Annotated in this window: 21 protein-coding genes and 1 other RNA gene; 12 read left to right on the forward strand and 10 right to left on the reverse strand. The window is 46.8% G+C overall.

Going from position 1 to position 24,466, the window contains the following annotated elements; all coding sequences use genetic code 11:
• The first annotated feature begins 8 nt into the window (after positions 1 to 8).
• From J3P40_RS11565 to J3P40_RS11575, 3 genes are read left to right on the forward strand one after another with little or no spacing between them, the layout of a single operon-like run.
• Positions 9 to 1,556 carry a PKD-like family lipoprotein gene (locus J3P40_RS11565; RefSeq protein WP_256005744.1) on the forward strand — a complete coding sequence of 516 codons (1,548 nt, stop codon included), beginning with the start codon at positions 9 to 11 and terminating at the stop codon, positions 1,554 to 1,556.
• Positions 1,557 to 1,570: 14 nt separating this feature from the next.
• The gene (locus tag J3P40_RS11570) at positions 1,571 to 2,683 is read left to right on the forward strand and encodes a TlpA disulfide reductase family protein (protein ID WP_256005747.1); all 1,113 of its coding nucleotides are present in this window, start codon (positions 1,571 to 1,573) and stop codon (positions 2,681 to 2,683) included.
• A 7-nt stretch (positions 2,684 to 2,690) separates the two neighbouring features.
• Entirely contained in the window at positions 2,691 to 3,851 is a 1,161-nt protein-coding gene (locus tag J3P40_RS11575; protein WP_256005749.1) for a TlpA disulfide reductase family protein, read from the forward strand.
• A 52-nt stretch (positions 3,852 to 3,903) separates the two neighbouring features.
• Here J3P40_RS11575 and J3P40_RS11580 read toward each other — a convergent pair whose 3' ends face one another.
• Complete coding sequence (locus tag J3P40_RS11580) at positions 3,904 to 4,233, reverse strand: hypothetical protein (protein WP_256005752.1); 330 nt, start codon at positions 4,231 to 4,233, stop codon at positions 3,904 to 3,906.
• 96 nt (positions 4,234 to 4,329) lie between these two features.
• Here J3P40_RS11580 and gatB point away from each other — a divergent pair, with 96 nt between their 5' ends.
• The 4 genes from gatB to J3P40_RS11600 all read left to right on the forward strand — a co-directional run bounded on the left by gatB (position 4,330) and on the right by J3P40_RS11600 (position 8,483).
• Positions 4,330 to 5,793 (forward strand): Asp-tRNA(Asn)/Glu-tRNA(Gln) amidotransferase subunit GatB, encoded by a 1,464-nt coding sequence (gene gatB, locus J3P40_RS11585; RefSeq protein ID WP_256005754.1) that lies wholly within the window; start codon positions 4,330 to 4,332, stop codon positions 5,791 to 5,793.
• Between the two features lie 21 nt (positions 5,794 to 5,814).
• Positions 5,815 to 6,921 carry an AhpC/TSA family protein gene (locus J3P40_RS11590; protein WP_256005756.1) on the forward strand — a complete coding sequence of 369 codons (1,107 nt, stop codon included), beginning with the start codon at positions 5,815 to 5,817 and terminating at the stop codon, positions 6,919 to 6,921.
• A gap of 100 nt (positions 6,922 to 7,021) precedes the next feature.
• The gene (locus J3P40_RS11595; RefSeq protein ID WP_256005758.1) at positions 7,022 to 7,711 is read left to right on the forward strand and encodes a response regulator transcription factor; all 690 of its coding nucleotides are present in this window, start codon (positions 7,022 to 7,024) and stop codon (positions 7,709 to 7,711) included.
• Positions 7,712 to 7,760: 49 nt separating this feature from the next.
• Positions 7,761 to 8,483 (forward strand): RluA family pseudouridine synthase, encoded by a 723-nt coding sequence (locus J3P40_RS11600; protein ID WP_256005760.1) that lies wholly within the window; start codon positions 7,761 to 7,763, stop codon positions 8,481 to 8,483.
• 14 nt (positions 8,484 to 8,497) lie between these two features.
• Here the strand turns inward: J3P40_RS11600 and J3P40_RS11605 are convergent, their stop codons facing one another.
• Together J3P40_RS11605 and rnpB are read right to left on the reverse strand one after the other, a co-directional pair.
• The gene (locus tag J3P40_RS11605) at positions 8,498 to 9,913 is read right to left on the reverse strand and encodes a sigma-54-dependent transcriptional regulator (RefSeq protein ID WP_256005762.1); all 1,416 of its coding nucleotides are present in this window, start codon (positions 9,911 to 9,913) and stop codon (positions 8,498 to 8,500) included.
• 65 nt (positions 9,914 to 9,978) lie between these two features.
• An RNA gene (rnpB, locus tag J3P40_RS11610) (RNase P RNA component class A) lies at positions 9,979 to 10,364 on the reverse strand.
• Positions 10,365 to 10,435: 71 nt separating this feature from the next.
• Here rnpB and J3P40_RS11615 point away from each other — a divergent pair.
• Complete coding sequence (locus J3P40_RS11615) at positions 10,436 to 11,431, forward strand: helix-turn-helix transcriptional regulator (RefSeq protein ID WP_256005765.1); 996 nt, start codon at positions 10,436 to 10,438, stop codon at positions 11,429 to 11,431.
• On the opposite strand, the gene J3P40_RS11620 is transcribed toward J3P40_RS11615, so the two are convergent.
• The 3 genes from J3P40_RS11620 to J3P40_RS11630 form a co-directional block, all read right to left on the reverse strand.
• Positions 11,413 to 11,910, reverse strand: a complete 498-nt coding sequence (locus tag J3P40_RS11620) for a DinB family protein (RefSeq protein ID WP_256005768.1) — start codon at positions 11,908 to 11,910, stop codon at positions 11,413 to 11,415. The genes J3P40_RS11615 and J3P40_RS11620 overlap by 19 nt on opposite strands.
• Positions 11,911 to 11,979: 69 nt before the next feature.
• Positions 11,980 to 12,195 (reverse strand): DUF6965 family protein, encoded by a 216-nt coding sequence (locus tag J3P40_RS11625; RefSeq protein WP_256005770.1) that lies wholly within the window; start codon positions 12,193 to 12,195, stop codon positions 11,980 to 11,982.
• Positions 12,196 to 12,219: 24 nt separating this feature from the next.
• Positions 12,220 to 13,872: a S1 family peptidase gene (locus tag J3P40_RS11630; protein ID WP_256005773.1), complete on the reverse strand. Its 1,653-nt coding sequence runs from the start codon at positions 13,870 to 13,872 to the stop codon at positions 12,220 to 12,222.
• A gap of 133 nt (positions 13,873 to 14,005) precedes the next feature.
• On the opposite strand from J3P40_RS11630, the gene J3P40_RS11635 reads away from it, so the two are divergent.
• From J3P40_RS11635 to J3P40_RS11650, 4 genes are read left to right on the forward strand one after another with little or no spacing between them, the layout of a single operon-like run.
• On the forward strand, positions 14,006 to 15,220 hold the full coding sequence (locus tag J3P40_RS11635) for a Pycsar system effector family protein (protein ID WP_256005775.1): 1,215 nt from the start codon (positions 14,006 to 14,008) through the stop codon (positions 15,218 to 15,220).
• A gap of 1 nt (position 15,221) precedes the next feature.
• Positions 15,222 to 16,085, forward strand: a complete 864-nt coding sequence (locus tag J3P40_RS11640; protein WP_256005777.1) for an SdiA-regulated family protein — start codon at positions 15,222 to 15,224, stop codon at positions 16,083 to 16,085.
• An 8-nt stretch (positions 16,086 to 16,093) separates the two neighbouring features.
• Positions 16,094 to 18,463 (forward strand): GAF domain-containing protein, encoded by a 2,370-nt coding sequence (locus J3P40_RS11645; RefSeq protein WP_256005779.1) that lies wholly within the window; start codon positions 16,094 to 16,096, stop codon positions 18,461 to 18,463.
• Positions 18,464 to 18,465: 2 nt separating this feature from the next.
• Positions 18,466 to 21,063, forward strand: coding sequence for a BamA/TamA family outer membrane protein (locus J3P40_RS11650; protein ID WP_256005780.1), 2,598 nt, complete (start codon positions 18,466 to 18,468; stop codon positions 21,061 to 21,063).
• Here the strand turns inward: J3P40_RS11650 and J3P40_RS11655 are convergent.
• The 4 genes from J3P40_RS11655 to J3P40_RS11670 are packed head-to-tail and all read right to left on the reverse strand — an operon-like array spanning position 21,060 to position 24,465.
• Positions 21,060 to 21,902: a CvfB family protein gene (locus tag J3P40_RS11655; RefSeq protein WP_256005783.1), complete on the reverse strand. Its 843-nt coding sequence runs from the start codon at positions 21,900 to 21,902 to the stop codon at positions 21,060 to 21,062. The two genes, J3P40_RS11650 and J3P40_RS11655, sit on opposite strands and share 4 nt — an antisense overlap.
• A gap of 26 nt (positions 21,903 to 21,928) precedes the next feature.
• Positions 21,929 to 23,047 carry a 2-iminoacetate synthase ThiH gene (thiH, locus tag J3P40_RS11660; protein ID WP_256005785.1) on the reverse strand — a complete coding sequence of 373 codons (1,119 nt, stop codon included), beginning with the start codon at positions 23,045 to 23,047 and terminating at the stop codon, positions 21,929 to 21,931.
• A gap of 8 nt (positions 23,048 to 23,055) precedes the next feature.
• A complete protein-coding gene (locus J3P40_RS11665) occupies positions 23,056 to 23,817 on the reverse strand; it encodes a thiazole synthase (RefSeq protein ID WP_256005788.1) in 762 nt (253 codons plus the stop codon).
• Between the two features lie 3 nt (positions 23,818 to 23,820).
• Positions 23,821 to 24,465 (reverse strand): thiamine phosphate synthase, encoded by a 645-nt coding sequence (locus J3P40_RS11670; RefSeq protein WP_256005791.1) that lies wholly within the window; start codon positions 24,463 to 24,465, stop codon positions 23,821 to 23,823.
• Position 24,466: the final 1 nt, after the last annotated feature.

Raw genomic sequence — 24,466 nt, forward strand, 5'->3', positions numbered from 1 at the left:
TACAGAAAATGAAAATAAAATATAAGATACTCCATGTCATATTATTGGTTGTTGGTTCAGCAATTACGGGGTGTTATAAAGACGACAGCACGCTTGACACAATACCAGTAAATACGGTTGAGATTAGCGATCCCGCGAATCTAACGCAGATAGTAAAGTTTCAGGGCGACAGCTTAAAACTAAAGCCCACTTTGTCTCAATCACTAGGCAGCAGGATAGATGAGCTCGAGTTTAAGTGGATATATTATCAAAACAATGGTTCTATAAGTTTAGCGTCACCGCGGTTTGAGGTGTCTAACGAGTATGAACTCAAAATAGCCATTTCAAATGAATATGTTCTTGGCGAACCATACGTATTCAGACTTGAGGTAAAAGATAAGAAGGCTGGTGTTGCCTCATACATTAATTATAATGTCCTCATCGGAAACAAATATGGTGTGGGCTGGCTTATTCTCGAAGATAAAGCAGGTGCAGGTGATTTGTCGTTCATTTTTAACGATTATACAGCAGAGCATCAGGTATACACGTCGAGGAACACCGCGGTACTTAGAGGTCCGCGGAAGTTGGAGATTACACCGTTCCCTGTCGGCGATGAGATCTCTGCGACGGGAAAAAGGCTATATATTCTGGCCGACCAAGGAAGTCAGGAGTACAATTATCTGACGATGGTTAAGAAATTTGACTATAGCTTTTTGTTTTTCAAAGCTCCGGCTTCCATAAACCCAACGGTTATGACCTGGACAAGTCAATATACATATAGCGGGGTCCGTTCTCCGTCATTGGGTATTGCAATCAATGGAGGCAAGTTGCATTCCAACCTGGTCGGCGGATTTCCCGGAATTAAGAAGTGGGGAGACGTTGCACAAAACCCGCAAAAAAACCAAAACTACGACCTGGCTCCCTTCGTCGTTGGAGGCACGACTTTTCCCGCCGTTGTTTATGATAACCTTGACAAGCGATTCTATCATGTTCAGGCGTACAATCCAAGTCCCGTCGCCGGAACACTCGAACCGTTTCCGACTGGTACAACTTCTAACGTCAGCAATCCGGCCATATTTGATATGAACAACGTAGGGATGACCATGATCTTTCAGGATTCGACCGAAGTTCTTCATGAGTATAACGCTATTATGAAGAGCGAGGATAACCTGCCGTATATGTTGAGGTATAAAACGGTAAACACAACTACGGCGCCGATTATTACGATCCAAAAGTTGTTAATGAATGCCCCGGACATTCTTTCTTACAGCGCGGCGGCTGCCTCTACCACATCCCCTAGCTTGTATTATGCGAAGGGAAACATCATAAGGCGTTATGAAACCAGTTCAAACACAGTTTTAGAAACATATAGCTTTCCTGCAAACGAAACGGTCACAGCGATGAAGTACGCACGATATTCACAGGGTGGCCAAGGGTCTAAATTGGTTGTGGCAACCTGGAATGGTACAGTCGGAAAGGTTTACTTTTTTACCACAGGACCGACCGGCGCAATGGGCTCTTATACAAACGTTGTAGGTGGCTTCGCTAAAATTGTTGACCTGGCTTATAAATACTAATTAAACGAATACAAATGAAATTAACTAAAAAGGTACTCGGTACGGCGCTGCCATTAATGTTTCTTTTTTCAAGTGCTGGCGCTCAGATATCCTACCGAATTTCTGGAAAACTGGAAGGATTGGGGAACGAAATGGTACGACTCAGTTCAAACTACCAGGGAAGGGAAATCAAAGATTCGGTACGGGCAAAGAACGGGGCATTTATGTTGAAAGGCGAAGCTCCCACTGGACTGGTGTATTACTTAAGGTTTGGCAAGTCGGGATTTTTGAGTCTGCCTGTGGACGCTAATGAGAAGGTGGCCATTAACGGGGACGTAAAAAAACTTACCGATGTAAGGGTTGATGGTGCAAAGCACTATCCGGTATGGAAAGAATGGTTTAAGGGATGGAATACCATTACAGCGACTGCTGGCGGCTTATATAAAATGGCCGACAGCCTGGATAAACTTGCTAAGGCTACAGGCAAGCAGGTCGATCGCTCGGAGGTGGATGCCGGATTTGACGCTCTCAATCAGCGTCTGGTTGATTCTGTTGAGTCGTTGGTAAAGCGATATCCTTCATCGATGGTTACTCCCTATATTATCATCGACCGGTTCGTAAACTACCCAAACCCTGAAAAAGCGGCAAGCACTTATGCAGCGTTGGCGCCGCAGGCTAAGAACTCTTATTACGGACTTCAGTTGGGTGAATCAATCAAGATCAATGCTAAAACCGGTATAGGAGTTACCCCTCAATTCTCCGTGCCCGACAAAAACGGCAAAGCTGTGTCTTTGGCCGATTTTAAAGGGAAAGTTGTGCTCGTTGACTTCTGGGCAAGCTGGTGTGGTCCGTGTCGCAAAGAGAACCCGAATCTGGTCAAGGCATATGAGAAATATCATGATAAAGGCTTTGAGATCATCGGTATTTCACTGGATGACAAGAAAGACAGGTGGCTGGCCGCGATTGAAGCGGACAAGTTGAATTGGGTTCATGCCTCAGATCTAAAAGGATGGAAGAGCGACCTGGCCTTAGAATATGGAATAAAATCCATCCCGATGAGTTTCCTGGTAGATGCCAGCGGGAAGATTATCGCCAAGGACCTTAGGGGAGACGCATTGGAGAAAAAACTTGCTACACTTTTTAATTAGTTCAGCTATGAGATTATATAGATTATTGGGCATTTTCGCGTTGCTTTTATGCAATCTGATCGCGTCATCTGCAGCGCCAGGATATACCATTAAAGGAAAGTTTACAGGTTTGGCGGATGGCACTGTGCTGGAACTTATTCCTTCCGGAACGCATGACGACGAGAAGCCTGTGGCTACGGCCGTTTTGAAGGGCGGGCAGTTCAGCTTCAGCGGCACCATACCGGGGCCGAGGCTGTTTAGAATTTCGGTTAAAGGCCATTACGGGGGATGCCAGGTGATGGTTGACAACAGCAGCAACATCACTGTTACGGCTACTGGGAGTACCGCCGAACGTTATAAGAACAAGTTTCTTGATCTGCAGGATCTTAAGGTTTCCGGGAGCAAGCTCCATGAGGAATACCTGAAAAAGACTTCCTACCGGGAAAAGCTCAATCAGGATCATATGGATTATAACCGTCGCGGTGAGGCTATCATGAAGCAGGTTAGTGCGGCCAGACAGGCCAAAGATTCGGTAAAGCTTGATTCTTTGTATAAGACTGCAGCTTATAAAAAGTTTGAAGCTGATGAGAAGGTTTTTTTTGATAAGGTTGAGGTGACTTTTGATTCTCTGATTACGGCCAACAAAGACAGCTGGTGGGGTGCGTTTCTGATGTTAAACGCTTACTCGTATTTCACGCCCGAGCAGAAACCTGTTTTCAATAAATTGTCGCAGACAGCGCAGGAAAGCTACTATGGGCAGAAGATAAAAGATGAATTGTTTCCTAAAGGATTTTTAGGTGAGAAGGCTCCGCTGTTTGAAGCGATGACCAATGACAAGAAAGACGCTGATCTGAGTCAGTTGCTGAAAGGTAATAAATATACCCTGGTTGATTTCTGGGCGTCATGGTGCCAGCCCTGCCGCAAGTCAATCCCGGCATTGAAGTCTCTGTATGCCGATATGAACGCGAAGGGACTGCAAATTGTAAGTCTGTCTATTGACAAGAAGGAGGCCGACTGGCTGAAAGCAGAAAAAGAAGAACAGCTGGCCTGGCCAAGTTTTCTGGACAAGGGCGCAACCTCAGCAGCCTGGAAGATCAGAACGATTCCGGCAATGTTCCTTCTGGATGAAAAAGGTACCGTTGTAGCGGAAAATGTAACGATTGCACAAGTAAGGGAGTTAATGAAATAGTCGATGGTGCGATATCAAAAAAAGGGGCGGTCAAATGACCGCCCCTTTTTCATTAACGGCGATGCCTGCCATGATGTGGGTGACGCTTGCCATGATGTTTATGATGTTTCTTTGTATACTTCTTGTAGCTTTTCCAGCTTGGCTGTGATTTGTATTTAACCGTCCGGACGTAATGCGTAGCTACCGGACGCGTGTAAACGACAGGTCGGGTATATACCACTGGCCGTGTATAAACTGGTCGGTAGGCCACGGTTTCATAATAAACGGGACTCCATCTTGGCTGCGCACCAATGTTGATGTTGACACTGACCTGCGCGCTGGCGGTTGTTGTTGCGGCGACGGATGCAAATCCGAGAGCCACCAGTAAAATTAATCGTTTCATAGATTCATGGTTTTAGTATTTGTGTATCCTTATAACGCTTCAAATGGTTATGTTTGTATATTTAAATTTCAATTGATAAGTAACTGCTAGCCATAAATGAGTCAACCACCCGAAGTTTCTATATCTGAATACGAATTGGTTTCAGGCCTGGAAATACACGTACAGCTCAATACAAAGTCAAAGATATTTTCGTCAGACAGTGCTGCTTTCGGAGCTGAACCAAACGCCAACATTTCGCCTGTATCACTTGCTTTGCCTGGTGCGCTGCCAAAACTGAATAAGGAGGTTGTGGCTAAAGCCGTAAGAATGGGCCTTGCACTGAACTGCAGCATCAATGCGGTTAATTACTTCGACCGGAAAAACTATTTTTATGCAGATTTACCTAAAGGCTACCAGATTACACAGGATAACCAACCTATCTGCCAGAACGGGTTTCTAAACATAACCTTGGGTGACGGTACGGAGAAACGGATCGGTATTAACCGGATACACCTGGAAGAGGATGCTGGTAAAAGTATGCATGACCAGCATGATGCTTATTCATTTGTAGATCTGAACCGCGCCGGCGTGCCGCTCATTGAAATCGTTACCGAGCCCGATATCCGTTCATCTGAAGAGGCCTCGGCTTTGCTGACCGAACTGCGGAAACTGGTGCGCTTCCTTGATGTCAGCGATGGCAATATGGAGGAGGGAAGTCTGCGCTGCGACGCAAACATTTCTATACGGCCTGTTGGTACCCTGGAATACGGTACCCGCTGTGAGGTGAAAAACCTGAACTCCATAAGAAACCTGCGAAGAGCGATAGACTTTGAGTATGGACGCCAGACGGCCGTTGTCAGCGCAGGGGGAAAGATCGTCCAGAGTACGTTAAATTTTGATGCTGATAAGGGCACAACTGCTCCAATGAGGAGCAAGGAGGAAGCCAATGATTATCGCTATTTCCCTGATCCTGACCTGGCCCCGATACATATATCAGAAGAGTGGCTGGCGCAGATAATGTTTGACATGCCCGCCCTTCCTGCTTCAGTAAGCAAGCAGTTGGTACAGGAACATGGTGTTGCGGCGGCAGATGCGTTGCTGATTGCGGAAGACATTTATCTGCTCAAGTATTTTAACGATGCAATAACGCATGTAAATAACGTTAAGAGTTTAGCAAATTGGCTTGTAGGTGCAGTAAGAGCTCTATTGAACGAGCGGCAGATCGACATCACTGCGTTCAAAATCACTCCGGAGCAACTGGCAGATCTTGTGAATATGGTAGACGAGAAACAGATCACCCAGCAGATTGCCTTACAGCAATTGTTGCCCGCTCTTTATGGAAAACCCGAAGCCGATGCGGAGCAATTTGCAGCGCAGTTAAATCTGCTGATTTCGAACGATGTGGACGAACTGGCCGCTCATGTAAATCTGGTACTTGAGAAATATGAGGCGCAGGTCCAGGCTTACAAAAAGGGTAAGAAGGGTGTGCTCGGACTGTTTGTGGGCGAGGTCATGAAACTCGCAAAGGGTAAGGCCGACCCCCAAAAAGTAAATCAATTGCTACAGGAAAAATTAAACTAATCCCACTAATATCTTCATCCAATGAAAAGATTATCATATATCATTATGCTTTGCTCGGCTTTTATGGCCTGCAAAAACAAAGACAGCTTTACGATCAGCGGCACTTTTAAGAATGTAGACCTTAAAGGAAAAGTTTATTTATACGGCGTTCAGCAAAATAGCAACACCCCGGTCGACTCTACGGTACTTTCCGAGAAAGGTGAATTTAAATTTGAACATGAATCGCCGGAGGCTGATTTTTTTAGAGTGGCTGCCGGAGATAATGAATATCTGCTGATCGCAAAAAATGGCGATGATATTGAAATAGAAGCCGACCTCGCGGATCCCTCACTAACTTATAATGTTTCGGGCGCACGCGAAGCCGAGAAACTTCATGAGCTGAATAAAACGAAGAATGAGTACGTCATTAAAATCAACCGCATACAGCAGCAGTTTGACAAGAACGTAGAGGCCCAGCCCGATAAGCGCGACATGATCATGGAGCAAATGCGCCCTGCTTATATGGCGGAAGTTGAGGCAATGAATAAGGCCGTTTTAAAATTTGCTCAGGAGAATTCGGAGTCACTCGCCGGCTTCTTTGCTATTAATATGTTAAATCCGGCCGAGTATGAGCGCGAAATGGTTGCCTATGCCGATGACATCAAGGATCGTTTTAAGGGGAACCAGGTGGTGAGCGACTTTGTATCGAAGATGGCAGGCTTGAAAAAGGTGCAGGTGGGGCAACAGGCGCCAGACTTCACGCTTCCCGCGCTCAACGGCGGCGAACAAATTAAACTTTCCGATTTCAAGGGTAAATACTTGCTTATAGATTTTTGGGCTTCCTGGTGTATGCCTTGCCGCGAGGAAAACCCTAACGTGGTCAAGGCCTATAACAAGTATAAAGACAAGAATTTTACGATTCTGGGCATTTCGCTCGACAAAGACGCGATCGCATGGAAAAAAGCTATTGAAGATGATGGCCTTACCTGGACTCATGGAGGGGAATTGAAAGATTTCGAAGGTCCTGTAGTGCGCATGTATCAGATCAACTCCATCCCAAGCTCTTTCCTGTTGGATCCAAATGGGAAGATCATTGCCAAGAATCTGAGAGGTGCTGAATTGGAAGCCTTTTTAAGCAAGACATTATAAAAAGCTTGTTAACGGTAGTTTATGCTTTAACAATTTGTTAACACACACTTAACCTAATATTATAACCGAATACCTATTTTCGTAACAAATATTTAAAGTTATGAGTGTTGTGAAGCAAAAGATATTGATCGTTGATGATGAACCGGATATTCTGGAGCTGATAGAGTACAACCTGAAAAAGGAAGGTTATCAGGTGTTCACGGCCGGTAACGGGCAGGAAGGGATTACCGTAGCCAAGAAGGTTAACCCGGACCTGATCATCCTAGATATCATGATGCCTAAGATGGATGGCATTGAGGCCTGCAGACTTATGCGCGCTATACCGGAGTTCAAAAACACTTTTATGGTGTTTCTTACCGCAAGGAGCGAAGAGTATTCTGAAATTGCGGGCTTTAATGTGGGGGCAGACGACTACATCGCCAAACCCATCAAACCACGGGCGCTGGTAAGCCGGATCAATGCAATTTTGCGGAGAAATGCCGGCACAGAGGAACTTTCTGAAAACAAAGTGGAGATAGGCGATCTTGTTATAGACCGGGAGGCATATCTGGTGTACCAGAACGGGCAGAAGGTGGTGCTGGCAAAAAAAGAATTCGAACTTCTTTACCTGCTGGCTTCAAAACCCGGAAAAGTTTATACCAGGGAATCGATATTGAAGAATATCTGGGAAGATTCCGTAGTGGTAACTAATCGTACCATCGACGTTCATATTCGTAAACTCAGGGAAAAGCTCGGCGAATCGTACGTTTCTACCGTAAAAGGCGTAGGCTACAAATTCGAGTTGGCTTAAGTTTCGGTTTCCCGCTATTTTAGCTAATTTTGCGGCAAACGAAAAGCCATTGAAATACCCTTCTTTTAAAGATTTGATCCTGTTTGAGAACGATGATTACATTGTTGTCAATAAACCCCCCTTTGTAGCATCGCTCGACGAGCGAGGCGGCTCAGGCGATGTTAACATACTTCGGCTAGCAAAGCAATATGTGCCTGATGCACAAGTAGCGCATCGTTTAGATAAAGAGACCTCTGGCGCATTAGTGATCGCTAAAACCCCGGAAGCTTATCGTCATGTATCCATCCAATTCGAAAAGCGGAAGGTCAATAAAGTATATCACGCTGTTGTTGGCGGACAATATAGTTTTAAGGATCTGCTGGTGGACTTGCCTATTCTTAACGACGGCAATAAAAACGTGACCATCGACAGAAAAGAAGGGAAGCGTGCAGAAACCTGGTTTAACACCATTAAAAACTACCGGCACTACACACTGGTAGAATGCAAACCGGTTACCGGCCGTATGCACCAGATTCGTATTCACCTGGCAACACAGCGGGCGGCGATTGTGGGCGATCACATGTATAAGGGAACGCCCGTGTTTCTGTCTTCTATCAAAAAAGGATACCGCCTATCTAAGGAGGAAGAGGAGCAGCCCATTATGAAGCGCTTCGCACTACATGCAAGGTATTTAACATTCAAAGGTTTAGATGAAAAGGATATCGCTATAGATGCGCCATATCCTAAAGATTTTGCAACGCTGGTTAAACTGCTCGATAAGTTCGATATTTAACCAGCGTGGTTAATTTATTCTGCGGTTCGCTTTAAACCAAATTTCTCAATCTTGCTGTACAGGTGACTGCGCTGAATGTCAATATCGTCAGCGGTTTTAGATACATTCCAGTTGTTTTTTTCCAGCTTGAATTTGATAAACTCCCTTTCCGCGTGGTCTTTATAATCCTGGAAATTGCTAAACTTGTCATAATCAACAGCGTGTCCGTTGCTGCTGCCGTTTGCGCCAGCATGAACGTGACCATTATGGACAGCGCCAATATTCGTTCCCCCGCCGGGATTGGCAAAGGCTATAACATCATGCTCGGTGATCGTTTTATCACTAAGGATAATCAAACGCTCTATCATGTTATGCAACTCGCGCACGTTTCCTGTCCAGGGAAGACGCTGTAGCGCCGCCATAGCACTCTCGTTGATCTTCTTAACAGGCATACCATAATCCCTGCAGATATCTTCAAGGAAACTCTGGGCAATTTCAGGAATATCTTCCACACGCTCATTCAGCGGTGGCACATGTATGTTAATAACGTTTAAACGATGATATAAGTCCATCCGGAAATTGCCGTCTTCAATCTCTTTTAACAGATCCTTATTTGTCGCAGCCAGCACCCTTACATTTACATCCAGCTCTTTTTCGCCACCAACACGGGTAATTTTATGCTCCTGAAGGGCACGCAAAACCTTCGCCTGGGCGGATAAACTCATATCGCCGATTTCATCCAGAAAAAGCGTACCACCATTCGCCAGTTCGAACTTCCCAATGCGCTGTTTTACTGCAGAGGTAAAAGATCCTTTCTCATGGCCAAACAACTCACTTTCGATAAGTTCGGAAGGAATAGCAGCACAGTTAACCTCTATAAGCGGATAATCAGCACGGTTGGATTTCTCATGCAGCCAGCGGGCAACAAGTTCTTTACCGCTTCCGTTTGCCCCGGTAATCAGTACCCGCGCATCGGTAGGGGCTACGCGATCTATGGTATCTTTGATCCGCGCTATGTTTTCGGAGTTTCCGAGTATGTCCCGGGTCTTACTTACTTTACGCTTCAGGACCTTCGTTTCCGATACCAAAGTACCTCTGTCCAGCGCATTCCTTACCGTAATCAGTAACCTGTTAAGATCAGGTGGTTTAGAAATAAAATCAAACGCCCCTTTCTTGCTCGCCTCAATAGCGGTTTCCACCGTACCGTGACCGGAGATCATGATGAATGGAAGGTCAGGGCTATATGCAAGTGCCTGTTCCAGCACCTCCATACCATCCATTTTATTCATTTTGATGTCGCAAAGCACAAGGTCAAACTTCTTCTTTTTGATGAGTTCCAGACCTTCAATTCCGTTATCAATGTCCTCAACCTCATAGTTTTCGTATTCCAGAATCTCCCTCAGCGTACTTCTAATCGCCCGCTCGTCATCAATAATTAACAATCTCGCCATATATGTGTGCTAATGCTTTTTACCGGTGCTAATATATTATTTTCATCGGAATTTTTGTTTTTTTTAAAAAATGCAAGCCTGTAAGCCGGGTTCTGTAGTTCATCCTTTTCAGAGATAAACTTTCTGCCATTTATCCAGGATAAATGTTGCCATTTACCTCAAACGACCTACCCACTAACATCGGACGGGCAGCCCTACTGCGTTAGCCTATTTGGTCTTTCAACTCCCGGGGTTTACCGTAACCTCTGGTCGCCCAAAAGCACCGTGAGCCCTTACCTCACGTTTTCAACCTTACCTGTGCCTTACGGCCATCGGCGGTGTATTTTCTGCGGCACTTTCCATAATTCAGGTCTTCATTCCCAAACCTCTTCCCGTTAGGAAGCGGGATGCCCTTTGTTGCCCGGACTTTCCTCTTTTCCGTTACCGGAACAGCGACAGAACGGCTTGCATCGCGGCAAAGATAAGAAGTAATTTATCACATATCTGCCCGAAGCCATTATATTTGACTAAAAGAACATCATCATGGACGACAGCCCCAAACGTTTCGACAGAATAGTGGCCATTCTGATCCAGTTACAGTCGAAAAAGATTGTGCGGGCCCAGGACCTGGCCGATCGCTTCGAAGTAAGCCTCAGAACCATTTACCGGGATATCAGGACATTGGAGGCTTCGGGTGTGCCCATATACAGCGAGGCAGGAATTGGCTATTCTTTGCTTGAAGGCTATCGCCTGCCGCCCGTGATGTTTACCCGTGAGGAGGCCGGCAGCTTTATTGCAGCCGAAAAACTCATGCAAAAATTTACGGATAAAGAACTTGGAAAGCACTATGCTTCTGCTGCGTTTAAATTGAAGGCTGTATTAAGAAGCACAGATAAAGAGTGGATCTCCAATATTGAATCCAACGTGCTGATGCAGCCCGCCGAAAGGCTTTTCCATGAGCAGGCGCCAAACTCGCTCTCAATATTGTTTAAAGCCATCGCCGAAAAAACACAGGTATACCTTCTTTATATGCCGGCTGAAGCAGCGGAGCCCATGGAAAGAGTTGTTGAACCGGTCGGCATTTTTCATGAAAATAACAATTGGTACACTTTCGCGTATTGTCATCTCCGGAATGATTACCGGCAGTTCAGGGCCGACCGCATACATTCCATTCGCGTTACCGATAGGCCGTTTACCTTGCAGCATCAACCCTTAGAGGTTTACCTGCAAAACGATAAAGAAAAGATCCCGACAACCCGTGTCAGGATCCTGGTAGATAAAAAGATCGCCAAACATCTGGAACACGAGAAAAAATACCATGGTTTTGTGTCGGAAAAGTTGACAGGCGATCAGATTGAAATGACCTTTTTGACACATCACATAGAAAATGGATTTTCACGCTGGTTTATGATGTTCGGCGATTGTGCTAAAATACTGGAACCGGAAAGTTTAAAGGACAGCGTTTTGGAACTGATGGAAAAAATATATGCCAAAATAAATCCGCTGGCCTCCATAAATAACTATCTTTCCCAAAAGTAGGGGGGCTCTATGCCCAGTGCCCGCAAATAAACATAGCCCTGACCGCGGTGATGAATCTCGTTATCGATGAAATACAAGATGTTCTGAATAATCGGAAATTCATACTGACCGAACAGATTGAAGGTTTCGTTAAAGTCTTCAGGCTTTAATTGCGCCCAGTATTTATTGATTTCTTCAGTTGCCTCATCCCATTTGTCGAGGAACTGGGCTTTTGTGGTCAGTTCTTCCGTATGTTCCTGATATGGCTCAACCTGACGGTTTACAATCCCTTTCATCGCCGGGGCGCCGATAGCCAATAACTCAGAAGCAAGCTGAGAGAAGGTTCTCATCCCTCCAACGGAAAATGTAAAAAAATCCTTTTCTGGAAATGCTTCAATCACCCGGCGGGTAAGGCCTCTGTGTCCTTGCCAATGTCTCAACAGATCTGATGAACTGATAATCTGTGCCTGTGTGCTGTTTGCTTCTACTGTGTTGTTCATAATGTTATGTTTTTAAGTTCTACACAGCAAAGAAAAAAAGGGCGGGTGACAACAGTTTGTCAGCAGGATTCAGGAATTCTCATTATTTTCATTAATAATTTCCAGCAGGCGGTTTAAGCGGTGTCTGACTGCGTCTCGCTGACGCTCGGTCCCCAAATGTCTCAACAAATTAAGTTGTGCATCGAGGAAGAAACGTACATCAGGCACATAGCTTCCGGGAAACAACTCTACTTCCTTTGGCAAATCTATTCCGTGGAAAGCCGCCTCATATTCATCTGCGTTCATGCTTCAAAATTAAAAAAAGGATCATTATATCCCGATGAATGATTTAACTATTGCCAGGGGTACCGCAAGCGAAGCAGTCCTGCTGAACCGCGCGATATTGATGCCCTGCAAGTTACCTTCGCGATCCAGGACCGGACCTCCGCATTCCTCAGGTCTTAGCGCAGCATCATGTATAAAAACCCCTTTGAACCCGTCGGGCCTGCGACTTTTTCCACCAGCAAAGTGCTCGGCCGGATGATCGCTCATAGCCGGCGTTGAGGTGAGACCTACCTTTACATGAAAAGGTACACCTTCGCGCATCCCATCTATGCTGATGGTATCACCAGCATTGTATTTCATAAGTTCAGCCCCGTAATGCGGAGGCAAGCTCACTGTAACGCCGTTTATTTGCGTGATATGGTCTTTCAGCTTCAGCACTTTAGCTGCCGGACTGGACGGCCCGAAACGGGTAATGGTGATTTTCTCTTCTATGAAAGTTGCGCCTGCGCCGAAATAGCCAACGCTGTACTTTCGGGGTAAATGGATACCGGAAGCGCTTATTACACTCATTTTGGCAGGTGCCGAAGGAATCGGACTGAGGAGAAAACGACCTGTATCTTTCGTACTTAAGGAGTCCGTTTCTTTCCGGCTATCCAGCTTAAAAGCTGCTTTCATCTTAGACTTCGCCTGCAACAAAACCAGATCATTATCCGGATCTCTCTTCAAAACCCTCAATCCTTTGTCGCCCTTACCATTCCCCATCAACTCGGGCGCATCACCCACTTCGGAACTTTTGCTCACGATAACAGTCTTCCCTTTATAATTGAAGACCGTGCCCAAAACGTATCTTTCGGAACCATTAACAGCACTTCTAATACGTATCACACGCTCGCCGGCACGCCTGTCAACATGTTGTAATTCAGTTGGAAGCGTTTCAAGATATGGCAATGTCAGAATGTTTCCCTGTTCCGGGTCTTTGCCCACTTCATCCTGCTGAGCCGGAAACTGCTTGTAGCTTTCGCGCTTCAGCAGGGCCGACCAATACTGCCTGTATTTGTCTACCGGCACCTCAAAGTTCACATCTTCAGGCATGGCTATCCTGCTGTGGAGCGCAATTACCCGCCCCATGTAGTCAAACAGACCCCCGCCCGAATCACCCGGTTCCATCTTGCATGTAGATACCACGAAACCCCATTCGTCTGCCGGATTGGTAATGCGGCCAAACCTGACTGTAGGCGCTAACAAGTTTAGGGTTTCCGGATAGGATATGCTGATGCAGGGTTCGTTGCGCTTCAGACTGTACGACCAGCCCATCTCGGCATACGGCCAGTCTCCCGGCTGCAGCAATTTCATTAAACCCATATCTGGAAGTCCCTGACGTTCCTGATCTGTAATCTCACCAAGGGCTGCAGCTATTGTTTCCCTGCCGTCAGTAAAACGGACCTTATAGGTGTTGCCGGGAACTATTGCATGTGCCACCGTCAGGATATAACCATCTTTCACCGATACAGCACTGAACTGCGAGCTGTTCTGCTGCTTTTTAACGGTATCGAAACCATAGCAGCGCACGCTCGCTGCATATGCTTTTTTTATCGCGGTTGTTGTTATGTCTTCAAGCTTTTTCAGGTCTGCCGACTGGGCAAACGCAACGTTTAACACCAGTGAAAGAAGTGCCAGCGCACAAAAATATTTTCTCATCATTGCAAAAGTAACATATTCGGTAGTCCGCCGGCGAATAACAAATTAACAGTTTTACATTTTTGTGCAGTATCTTCAACTAAAAACAGGCATCTTTATAACGTAAACGTCGCAAAAGCCGGCGTATTTTAATATGGTAAACACTCAATATAGTCAAGTATTAGACCTGCTCCGCCTGCACGTCATCAGACTCTTTCAGTCGCATAACGATCTTCGTCTTGTATACCACAATCTTAGTCACACCGAACAGGTTGTAGAAAACGCTCAGCGCATTGTAGCGCACTATAACCTCGACGACAAGGACAGGTTTATTGTATTGTCGGCCTGCTGGTTCCACGATCTCGGGTATCTGTTTAATAGGAAGGACCACGAAGCCAGTGGGGCCGAAATGGCTAGAGACTTCCTGACTGCGAATCAGGTCGATACCGATACCGTTGCACAAGTGCAGGGCTGTATTATGGCGACAAAAATGCCTCAGGAGCCGCAAAACCTCCTGCAGGAAATCGTGTGCGATGCCGACCTGTTCCATCTAGGAGGTCCTGACTTCAAGGTAAGGAACAAGCTCATGCGGAAAGAAGCTGAGGCATGCTCGGGAAGCCGTATAGATCGGGCCGAATGGAAAAATAAAACCATTTCATTGTTTAAGGCGCACACCTACCATACAGAATTTTGCCGTAAACTGTTGAACGAGGGCAAAAGAGCCAACCTTGCTGAACTGGAAAACGGCGCAGTCAAAGCAGGGGGGGATTTGTCGCAATTGCTGCCATGGAATGCAGAGGATAATTCGTCTAAAGGTGACAAAAAAAATAAAAGCGATAAACCAGAGCGTGGCATAGAAACCATGTTCAGGATCACTTCGGCAAACCATCAGCGATTAAGTGATATGGCCGATAACAAAGCCCATATCATGATTTCGACAAACTCGATCATTTTATCCGTTATACTTAGTTTGCTACTTCGGAAGTTGGAGGACAATCCACACCTGATCATCCCTACATTGCTCTTGCTCATTATATGCGTGGTTACCATGGTATTCTCCATACTTGCTACACGTCCGTCTATTCCGGAGGGTGTATTTACAAATGAGGACATCAGGGCGAAACGCGTAAACCTGCTTTTTTTCGGGAACTTCTACCGGATGAGTCTGCCGGATTATGAAGAAGGAATGATTAAAATGATGGGCGACAGGGACTTTCTTTATGGTAGCCTGATTCGTGACGTCTATGCTCAAGGTGTCGTCCTGGGGCGCAAATACCGTTTACTACGCGTCGCATATAACGTGTTTATGTTTGGCATAGTGGCTGCCGTGCTCGCATTCATTACAGCGGCCTATTTAGTCGCAATTTAGCATGAGAAGAATCGAAACGCTGATCCTATTCTCAGTCATAGCGCCGCTGGTTTTCGTTGCAGCATGCGCCCGCCCTAAGACTACATCGCCTGGCAGCTATGATCTCACCAAGCCGGAAAAGTTCAAGATGCCATCAAGTCTGCTTGAAATATCCGGCATTGCACTCTATAATGGCAGGGCAGACACCATCTACAGTATACAAGACGAAGAAGGGAAACTCTTCAGACAGGCCTGGGGAATCAAAAAGCAGCAAAACACCAAGTTTGCCAAGAACGGCGATTTTGAGGATATAGGCATGCTAGGTGAGCGGATATTTGTGCTTAAAAGCAATGGAAGGTTTTACTCCTTCCTGCGTTCAGAAGCGCAGAAGAAAGTTGCAGAAAACGTCAAAGAATACCGCACACTACTTCCGAAAGGTGAGTACGAGAGCCTGTTTGCCGATTCGGCAACAAATAAGTTATACGTTCTATGTAAAAGTTGTACTAAAGACAAAAAGACGAAGCGCGTGAGCGGCTACATCTTCAATTATCTGGAGCAGGCCGACTCCCTTTATCTCGATGATGAGTTCAGTATTGATCTGGAGCAACTCAAAAAGATAAATGTGAAATTACGTGGTCGTCCGTCGCCCTCGGCAATGGCGAAAAAACCTGACACCGGGGAATGGTATATTTTGCTGTCGGCCAACAAGCTGCTGATTGTAACCGGACAGGACTGGTCGGTCAAAGAGGCCCACCGACTAAATTCATCGGTTTTCAATCAGCCCGAAGGCATTGCGTTCGACAAGGATATGAACTTATACATCTCGAATGAGGGCGATGAGATCACAGACGGCAACATTTTAAAATTTACTAACTTTGCCAGGTAAAGAACGCCATGCAAGCTATCACGTTAAACCTCAACACACATACTGAACCGACCAGCGGAAACAATCTGCTGGGTGCAGAAATACACCTGTCCTTATATCCCTTTATCCGATATGTAGAGGCGAGGGTTGAGGTTGAAAAAACGGCAAAAGTCAACTTTTACAAGTACATCTTAGAACAGTTCGAGAAATTCCCCGAACTGCGGCGGCCAATTGCTGCCGACCAGGCTGCAAAGTATGCGCCGCTTTTTGAACTGATCCACACTTCTTTATCGCCTATCCTAAATGATGAACAGAATCAGTGCTGGGCTATCGGTACCCCGCTGACTGGGCTGTTCCATTACGGAACGGATGCCTTTTACAGCGTGTTTATGGAGCCAAACCGCTGTAACCTGAAACACGACCTTACGCTGCCACCAAAAAAGGAAATGGAAGCGGAACTGCTGTCATCATTTTACAACCTCGTCATGGAGAAATACTATAATTTCTCTTTAACGAATACACAATCCTCTATTCATTCTATTATTGATCCGGAAACACACTTACTCAAGTACTACCGTTTGGACGTAGACACCCGGTTTTTAGATATAAGCACCGAGGCAAAACTTCCGGAGTATAATCTGAAGGATGTTAAAGACGATATTAAGGACGAGCGAAATATCCTTAAAATTCTTACAAAGCTCATTCCGCCTCAGTTGTTTAAGATTGAGGGCATATCTATCGTAAGCTTAACGGACGTCACCGCAGAGTACATTCTTGAATCAGTTAAAAACCTGATTATTGCGCACAACGAGTCGCGCAAAGCGGAGCATAGCGAAGCCATTAACGTTGCGCTCAAGGCGCTGGTGGGTACAGATCAGGCCGATTTTGGTATGCTGCCCTATCTGCAGCTGAACAAAAAACTCATGATCAACGAGCATTCTGGTTTCAAGAGCATCGTTGTACAGCTGGCGCGCGAGCGCGAACTGGATGAAAAAGAGGTCCACCGCCTTATTGAAGATTACCTGAAGCAACCGCGCACGCTCATATTTCCTGAAATTACAAAGGAAGAACAGGAAAACTATCCCTTGCTGCAGCTCCTGGGCGAAGAGGGCATCAAATCCTATGCACTGTTCCCCTTATATTACAATGCCAAACTGGTAGGCTGTCTTGAGTTCTATACGCGCGAACGAAAAGTATTTAACGGTCACACGCTGACTAAGATCGAGCGGGCCTTTCCGTTGCTTGCTCAGCTGTTTCACAACATCATAACCGATTTCAATAACGAGATCCAGGATATTATTACCGACAAGTTTACGGCACTCCAGCCGGCGATACAATGGCGGTTCAATGAAGCTGCCTATCACTACATGCAGTCCGGAGCCCGCGAGCGTAATTTGCCGGTTGAGTCCATATTTTTCCGTGATGTGTATCCCTTCTACGGTGCTATAGATATTCGTAATTCCAGCATTCAGCGTAATGCGGCCATCCGAAAAGATCTTACCCTGCAGTTCGAACTGCTCGACAAAACGCTCCGAAAGATTGGGAAAACAGTTGCGCTTTGCGATCACGATCTGCCGCAATCCGACTGTATATGGGACTACAGGCAAGTCGACGAGCTATCCGATAGGGAGATCCTGAAAACCGAAGACTACCTGCAGCGACAAATACCTGCAGCCCTCCGGCAGCTAAGTGCTGAGCATCCGCAGCTTAAGGGGGTGGTTTCGGAGTATTTTCTGCAATCCGGCCCCGAAAGCAAAATATTTGACAACAGGGAGCGGTACGAAAAGAGCATGCAGATGATCAACCTTGCCGTTACCCGTCACCTTGACGAATTCAATGCTGAACTCCAGGCCATTTATCCGAATTATTTTGAAAAATTCAGGACCGATGGTGTAGAATTCGACATATACCTGGGTCAGTCTATCGCCCCCGACGTGCCTTTCAGGGACGAACTTCTGGGTGCCTTCAGGCTAAGACAGCTCCGTGTGCTGGCTGAAATAGCGCAAACGACGAACAATCTTGGGCCATATTTTTCGCTTCCGCTGGAAACCACACAACTCATATTTGTTTACGACAAGCCAATTGACGTGAGTTTCCGGATCGACGAGCAACGCTTCGATGTAGAGGGCAGTTACAATATCCGCTACCAGATGGTTAAGAAGCGAATAGATAAAGCACACATAAAGAATACAACAGAACGCTTAACCCAGCCGGGCAAAATCGCGATCGTATACTTCAACCATTCTGAGGCCCAGGAATATATGCGTTATATCAAAAAACTTCAAAAGCAAAACTTGCTGGGCGAAGAGGTTGAACGCCTGGAGATTGAAGAGCTGCAAGGCGTTGAGGGACTTAAAGCACTCAGGGTCAGCGTAAATTTGAACAACTCAATGAAGTAAATATGCCTCGCAGAATCTTCCCCGCGTTATTTGCCTTCAGTGTACTATCCCTTGCCCTCAGCAGTGCATCTGCTCAAAATCGCCGGGCAAACGATTCCATTGAGGTAGCCGTAGGTCCCGAATACGATCGGGTGAGCGGATTTCACCGGTTCTGGCTTGGGGAGAGTTACCGCAAGGTATGGGCCACACCAGTAAAGATCCGCATCATCGAACTGGGAAAGGAGCGGGGCGGTTTCAAAATCGTCAAGCTCGGCGGCGGCATGCAAACGCGTTCACTTCGATTGGTTGATACAGCCGGACAGGAGTGGGCCTTGCGTACGGTGCAGAAATACCCCGAGCAGGGCCTGCCGGAAAGTTTGCGGCCAACCATAGCCAAGGCAATCGCGCAAGACCAGGTGTCTACCAACCATCCGTTTGGAGCACTGGTCGTTCCTACGCTGGCATCGGCATTAGGTATTCCCCATGTAGTACCCGAACTTGTTTATGTGGGCGATGACCCCGTATTTGGAGAATACCGGGAAAAGTTTGCCAACGCCGTTTATTTGCTTGAACCCCGATCACCTTACGAGGATGAAACCGATAACACGCCGAAGGCGCAACGTAAAATAGAAGAAGACAACGATACCCGCGCCGATCAGCGGCTTACACTACGGGCACGCTTGCTCGATTTTCTGTTGGGCGACTGGGACAGGCACGAGGATAACTGGCGCTGGTTCGCTGATAAAAAGAAGGGTGAAACTACGTATGTTCCGGTTCCCCGCGACCGCGACAAGGTCTTTTATAAGACATCCGGCGTGTTTCCCTGGATCTTAAACCACCAATGGCTCAAATCGCATCTTCAGCCATATAGTCCGAATATACGTGATGTGCAGCACTGGAATTTCAACGAACGCTATTTTGACCGTTATTTTTTAAATGAACTCGATCTAAAAACCTGGAAAGTAGAGGTACAATATGTACAGAATCATCTTACAGACGCGGTTGTCGACCAGGCCTTTCGCAAAATGCCGGATACCATTTTCAGGCTTGGGGGACAAGAGCTTGTGCACAATTTCAAGTCGAGAAGAAACAAACTCGACTCCCTGGCAGAAAAATATTACCGGTTTTTATCGATATACGTAGATGTCCCCGCATCTGATAAAAAGGAAATTTTCGGGATCCGGCATACCGCTGGCGGATATATTGAAGTTGTCGTCAATAACATCAACAAAGAAGGAAAGAAGGGCAGGCTCGTCTATCAGCGTACCTTTGATCCTGCAATAACGAAAGAAATCAGGTTGTTCGGTTTAGCTGGTGATGATGTATTCAATATCAGCGGTGCAGATCAGTCCCCAATAAAAGTCAGGCTGATCGGCGGCGACGGAAAAGACCGTTTTGAAGTAGCGGGTCAGCCTGCAAACAAGGCTTTTATCTACGACCGCTCCGATGAAGCCAACGAACTGCCCGAGCGCAGGTATGCCAAATTCCGGTTATCGAATGATACGCTGGTCAACAAATTTGACCGCAACAGCTTCTTGTACGACCGTAGTGGCCCTTTATTCAGCTTAAATTATAACATCGACCGTGGCTTTGAGCTCGGTCTGGGTTACATCATAGAAAAGCAGGGCTTCAGACTCGAACCTTTTGCCGTTAAACACCAGTTCTGGGCAAACTACTCCACCGGACGCCAATCGTTTATTTTCGACTATGAAGGCACCTTTAAACAGGCGGTCGGTAAAAATGATCTGATTATACATGCAAACCTGCTCGGGCCAAACAGCCTGAACAATTTCTTCGGCATCGGCAATAACACAGCTTTTCTGGATTTGGATGACGAGGACGAAGAACTGTATGACCGGGAGGACGGCATCTCATATTACAGAAACAGGTATGATTACCTGAATATAGATTTCAGATTAAGTCGCCCCCTCGGCAAACACTTTAGAATCGAGGCCGGCATTCTCGGATCCCGCTACACCAGCAGCCGATCGGGCAATGATGAGCGTTTCTTCGCCGATTACGATGCGGCAAACCCGGAGGAAGAAATATTCGCTGATAAGTACTATGGTGGTTTTGTGGGAGGCTTTACCTACGATTCCAGAAACAATCCTGCCATTCCAAAAAGCGGGCTCTACTGGAAGACTTCCATCGTCGGCCAGCAACAGTTAGATAAGGGGAGCGACCGTTATGCATCTGTGCATTCAGAGTTTAGATTCTACATCAATCCAAATAATTCCGGGCTTGTCCTGGCCAACAGGATCGGCGGCGGAACGGTAATCGGTGATCCTACCTTCTTCCAGCGCATGCATCTCGGCGGGACAGCAAGTCTGCGCGGGTTCAACAGCAGGCGATTCACCGGAACGTCGATGGCCTACCACAACCTGGATATGCGGCTAAAATTGTTCAATTTTACTTCCTATCTGGTTCCAGGTACAGTCGGACTGATCGGATTCAATGATGTAGGCCGGGTCTGGGAAAAAGGTGAGCAGTCAGACAGATGGCACCATGGTTATGGCGGCGGCCTTTACCTGATGCCAGGGGAGGTCTTGTTGCTACAGGCGACCGTCGGGTTCTCGCGAGAAGCCACATTACCATACATATCAGTCGGGTTTAACTTTTAGTCCCCTTCCTGGTTAACCAGCCTGATCTCATGATCAGATACAGTGATCAATCTGTCCTTATACAAGCCGCCGATCACCTTTTTGAACGCATTCTTGCTGATTGCAAAACGTTCATAGATCTTATCCGGGTCACTTTTGTCACCCAGGGAAATCACACCGCCGCTTGCTTTAAGTTCGGCCAGAACGGTATCTTTCGTATCAAGAATATGTCCATAACCCATTGGGCGCAGACTCAGGTCAATCTTGCCCTCCACACGGATCTTTTTGATCCAGCCTTTTCTGGTTTCACCTGGAGCGATATTTTCGAACAACTCGTTGTTATATAATAATCCGATATATTTATTGTCGATGATCGCATTATAGCCCAGGTCAGACTGGTCCGCAATCAGCAAACTTACCTCGTCGCCCTCTTCCAGATCAATATCATCCTCTTCCACAAAGTCGAGCAGCTTAGACGAAGCCGTCATCCGGCCGTTCCGCTCATCAAGAAACACATACACCACATGCCTGTCGCCCTTAAACATTGGGCGTTTCTGCTCACGGCGCGGCACAAAAATGTCCTTGCCAATACCGATATCCATAAAGGCACCGTCCTCAGAATCATCCACAACGGTCAAAAAAGCAAAATCGCCCACACAGGCTTTCGGTCGCCTCGTTGTGGCTACCATTTGGCCCTCTTTATTCAGATAAACGAAGGTGTTCAGATTATCGCCGACAGTAATATGCTTTGGCGCCTCATGATAGGATAACAGCACTTTATCCTCACCATCCGTCAAAATAAAGCCTGAATCCGATTTCTCGACCACCCGGAGATCATTGTATTGTCCTATTGCTGCCATTTTGCAAAGGTAACATTATTGCTTAGCTAAACGACCAGATTTCTGTCCCAATCCTTCCAAACCGGCTCATAACCCTTATCTATAATCATTCGTGCAATCTCATCCGGAGGACGTTCATCACTGATCTCGAATTGCTCCAGCGACTGCGGCTCAACTGCGTATCCTCCCGGATTGGTCCTGGAGCCCGCGCTCATAGAAGTAATTCCCAGCTTAATCACATTGTTCCTGAACAGCTCAGATTCGCGGGTCGACAGCGACAATTCTACCTCGCCGTTGAAGATCCGGTAAGCACAGATCAGCTGCAGCAACTCCCGGTCGCTCATCACCACCTTCGGTTCAAGGCCGCCGCTAAAGGGTCTTAATCGTGGAAAAGACAAGCTGTATTTGCTCATCCAGTACTTTCTCTCTAGATAAGACAGGTGCATTGCCGTAAAGTAAGAATCTGTGCGCCAGTCCTCCAAACCAATCAGCACCCCCAAACCCATCTTGTGAATGCCCGCCGATCCAAGTCGGTCAGGAGTTTCCAGCCGGTATGTAAAATTGGACTTTTTACCTTTTGGGTGGTGCTTCCTATAATCATCACGATGATAAGTCTCCTGGTAAACCAGCACCGAGTTCAGTCCGTAGGGGATCAGCTCCTCGTAGTCCGCCTGATCAAGGGGTTGTACTTCCATCGATATCTGGGAGAAGTGGGGTTTGATCAGTTTCAGAACCTGTTTGAAATATTCCGTGTGTACCGACTGATTAGCCTCGCCTGTGACCAGCAGCACGTGTTCATAGCCCATTTCCTTGATGGCCGCAACCTCCTGCATAATCTCGATGGGTGTCAACGTTTTGCGTCGCACCTTATTATCCAGGCTAAAGCCGCAATAGGTGCATATATTGTTGCACTCATTAGAAAGATAAAGAGGTACGTAGAGCTGAATGACCTTGCCAAACCGCTTTTGTGTCAGCTGCTGACTCAACGCTGCCATCTGCTCCAGATAGGGTGCGGCGGCAGGGGAGATCAGGGCCTTAAAATCTTCCAGCCCGGGGTTTACCGCATGCAGGGCGTTTGAAACGTCGACCGAAGTCTTGCTGTAAATACTTGCCTTCTCAACATCCCAGTCATACCGGCCAAATACATCTTTAAACGTGTTATCCATGCGATAAATTAATCAAGAAAGGAGGTAAGCGGACTACTTGCCACCGCCTGTACGCTCGTACGGGCCAGCTTTGCCTCAAAAGCCATTCTGCCTGCCTCTACAGCGAGTTTAAAGGCCTCCGCCATGCCGACCGGATTGGCGGAGACAGCAATAGCGGTGTTCACCAGGACAGCATCTGCGCCGATCTCCATAGCCTTCGCAGCGTCGGAAGGCGCGCCGATACCAGCGTCAACGATCACAGGTACCTGACTCTGACTGATGATGATTTCCAGAAAGTCGATCGTCTTTAAGCCCTTGTTACTGCCAATCGGCGATCCCAAAGGCATTACTGCGGCCGTTCCTGCATCTTCGAGCCGCTTGCATAGTACCGGATCGGCGTGAATATAGGGCAACACAACGAAGCCCAGCTTCGCAAGTTCTTCCGTTGCCAGCAGTGTCTCAACCGGGTCTGGCATCAGGTATTTCGGATCCGGATGAATCTCCAGTTTGATCCAGTTGGTTTCCAGAGCCTCACGTGCCATTTGGGCGGCAAAAACGGCCTCTCTTGCATTGCGGACACCCGAGGTATTCGGCAGCAAATTAAGATGTGGATGTCTCAAATGTCCGATGATATCATCCTCGCTATTCTGCAGATCAACCCGCTTCAAGGCCACCGTTACAAGTTCCGATCCGGAAGCAAGAATTGCCTCCGCCATTTCGCTGGTCGAGCTGAATTTGCCTGTTCCGGTAAACAACCTGGATTTAAATATTTTGTTTCCTACCTTAAGCATATCTTATTGTAAAACAGGTTTGAAAGATTTTATTAGTTCATTCATTTCTGCCAGACGGCTACGAAGATCACCGGCACCTGTCAACGCAGATGACACAGCTATTCCATGAACGCCAGCCGACATTAACTGAGGGATGTCGGCTGGCATAATACCGCCGATAGCAATAACCGGAATTGTGATCCCCTCATCCCGCATTTGCTGCATTACATTTTCGTAGCCTCCCAAACCCAGTATGGGACTAAGGTTCTGTTTTGTATCGGTAAACCGGTAGGGCCCAAGGCCGATATAGTCGACCTTCTCAGCGGCGCGGCGACCAATATCTTCGATCGTATTGGCCGTGCCGCCAATAATCATATCAGGACCGAGTAGCGCTCTGGCTTCAGGAACCGGCATGTCGGCCAGGCCCAAATGCACACCATGAGCGGCAATCTGACGCGCAACTTCGGGATGGTCATTTACAATCAGCCTTGCACCGTATTCATTGCACAGTTGCAGCGCCTTCACACCCGTTTCCAGTATCTCTTCTACAGCCGCATGCTTCATGCGAAGCTGTATCCACTTTCCGCCTGCGTTCAGGACATCCGAAATTGCATTAAGGGTTGACAATGAATCGATAGCGTTCGATATATAATGTAACTGATCAATCATA

It is taken from the genome of Pedobacter deserti (genome assembly GCF_024436415.1).
Lineage (GTDB): Bacteria > Bacteroidota > Bacteroidia > Sphingobacteriales > Sphingobacteriaceae > Pedobacter > Pedobacter faecalis.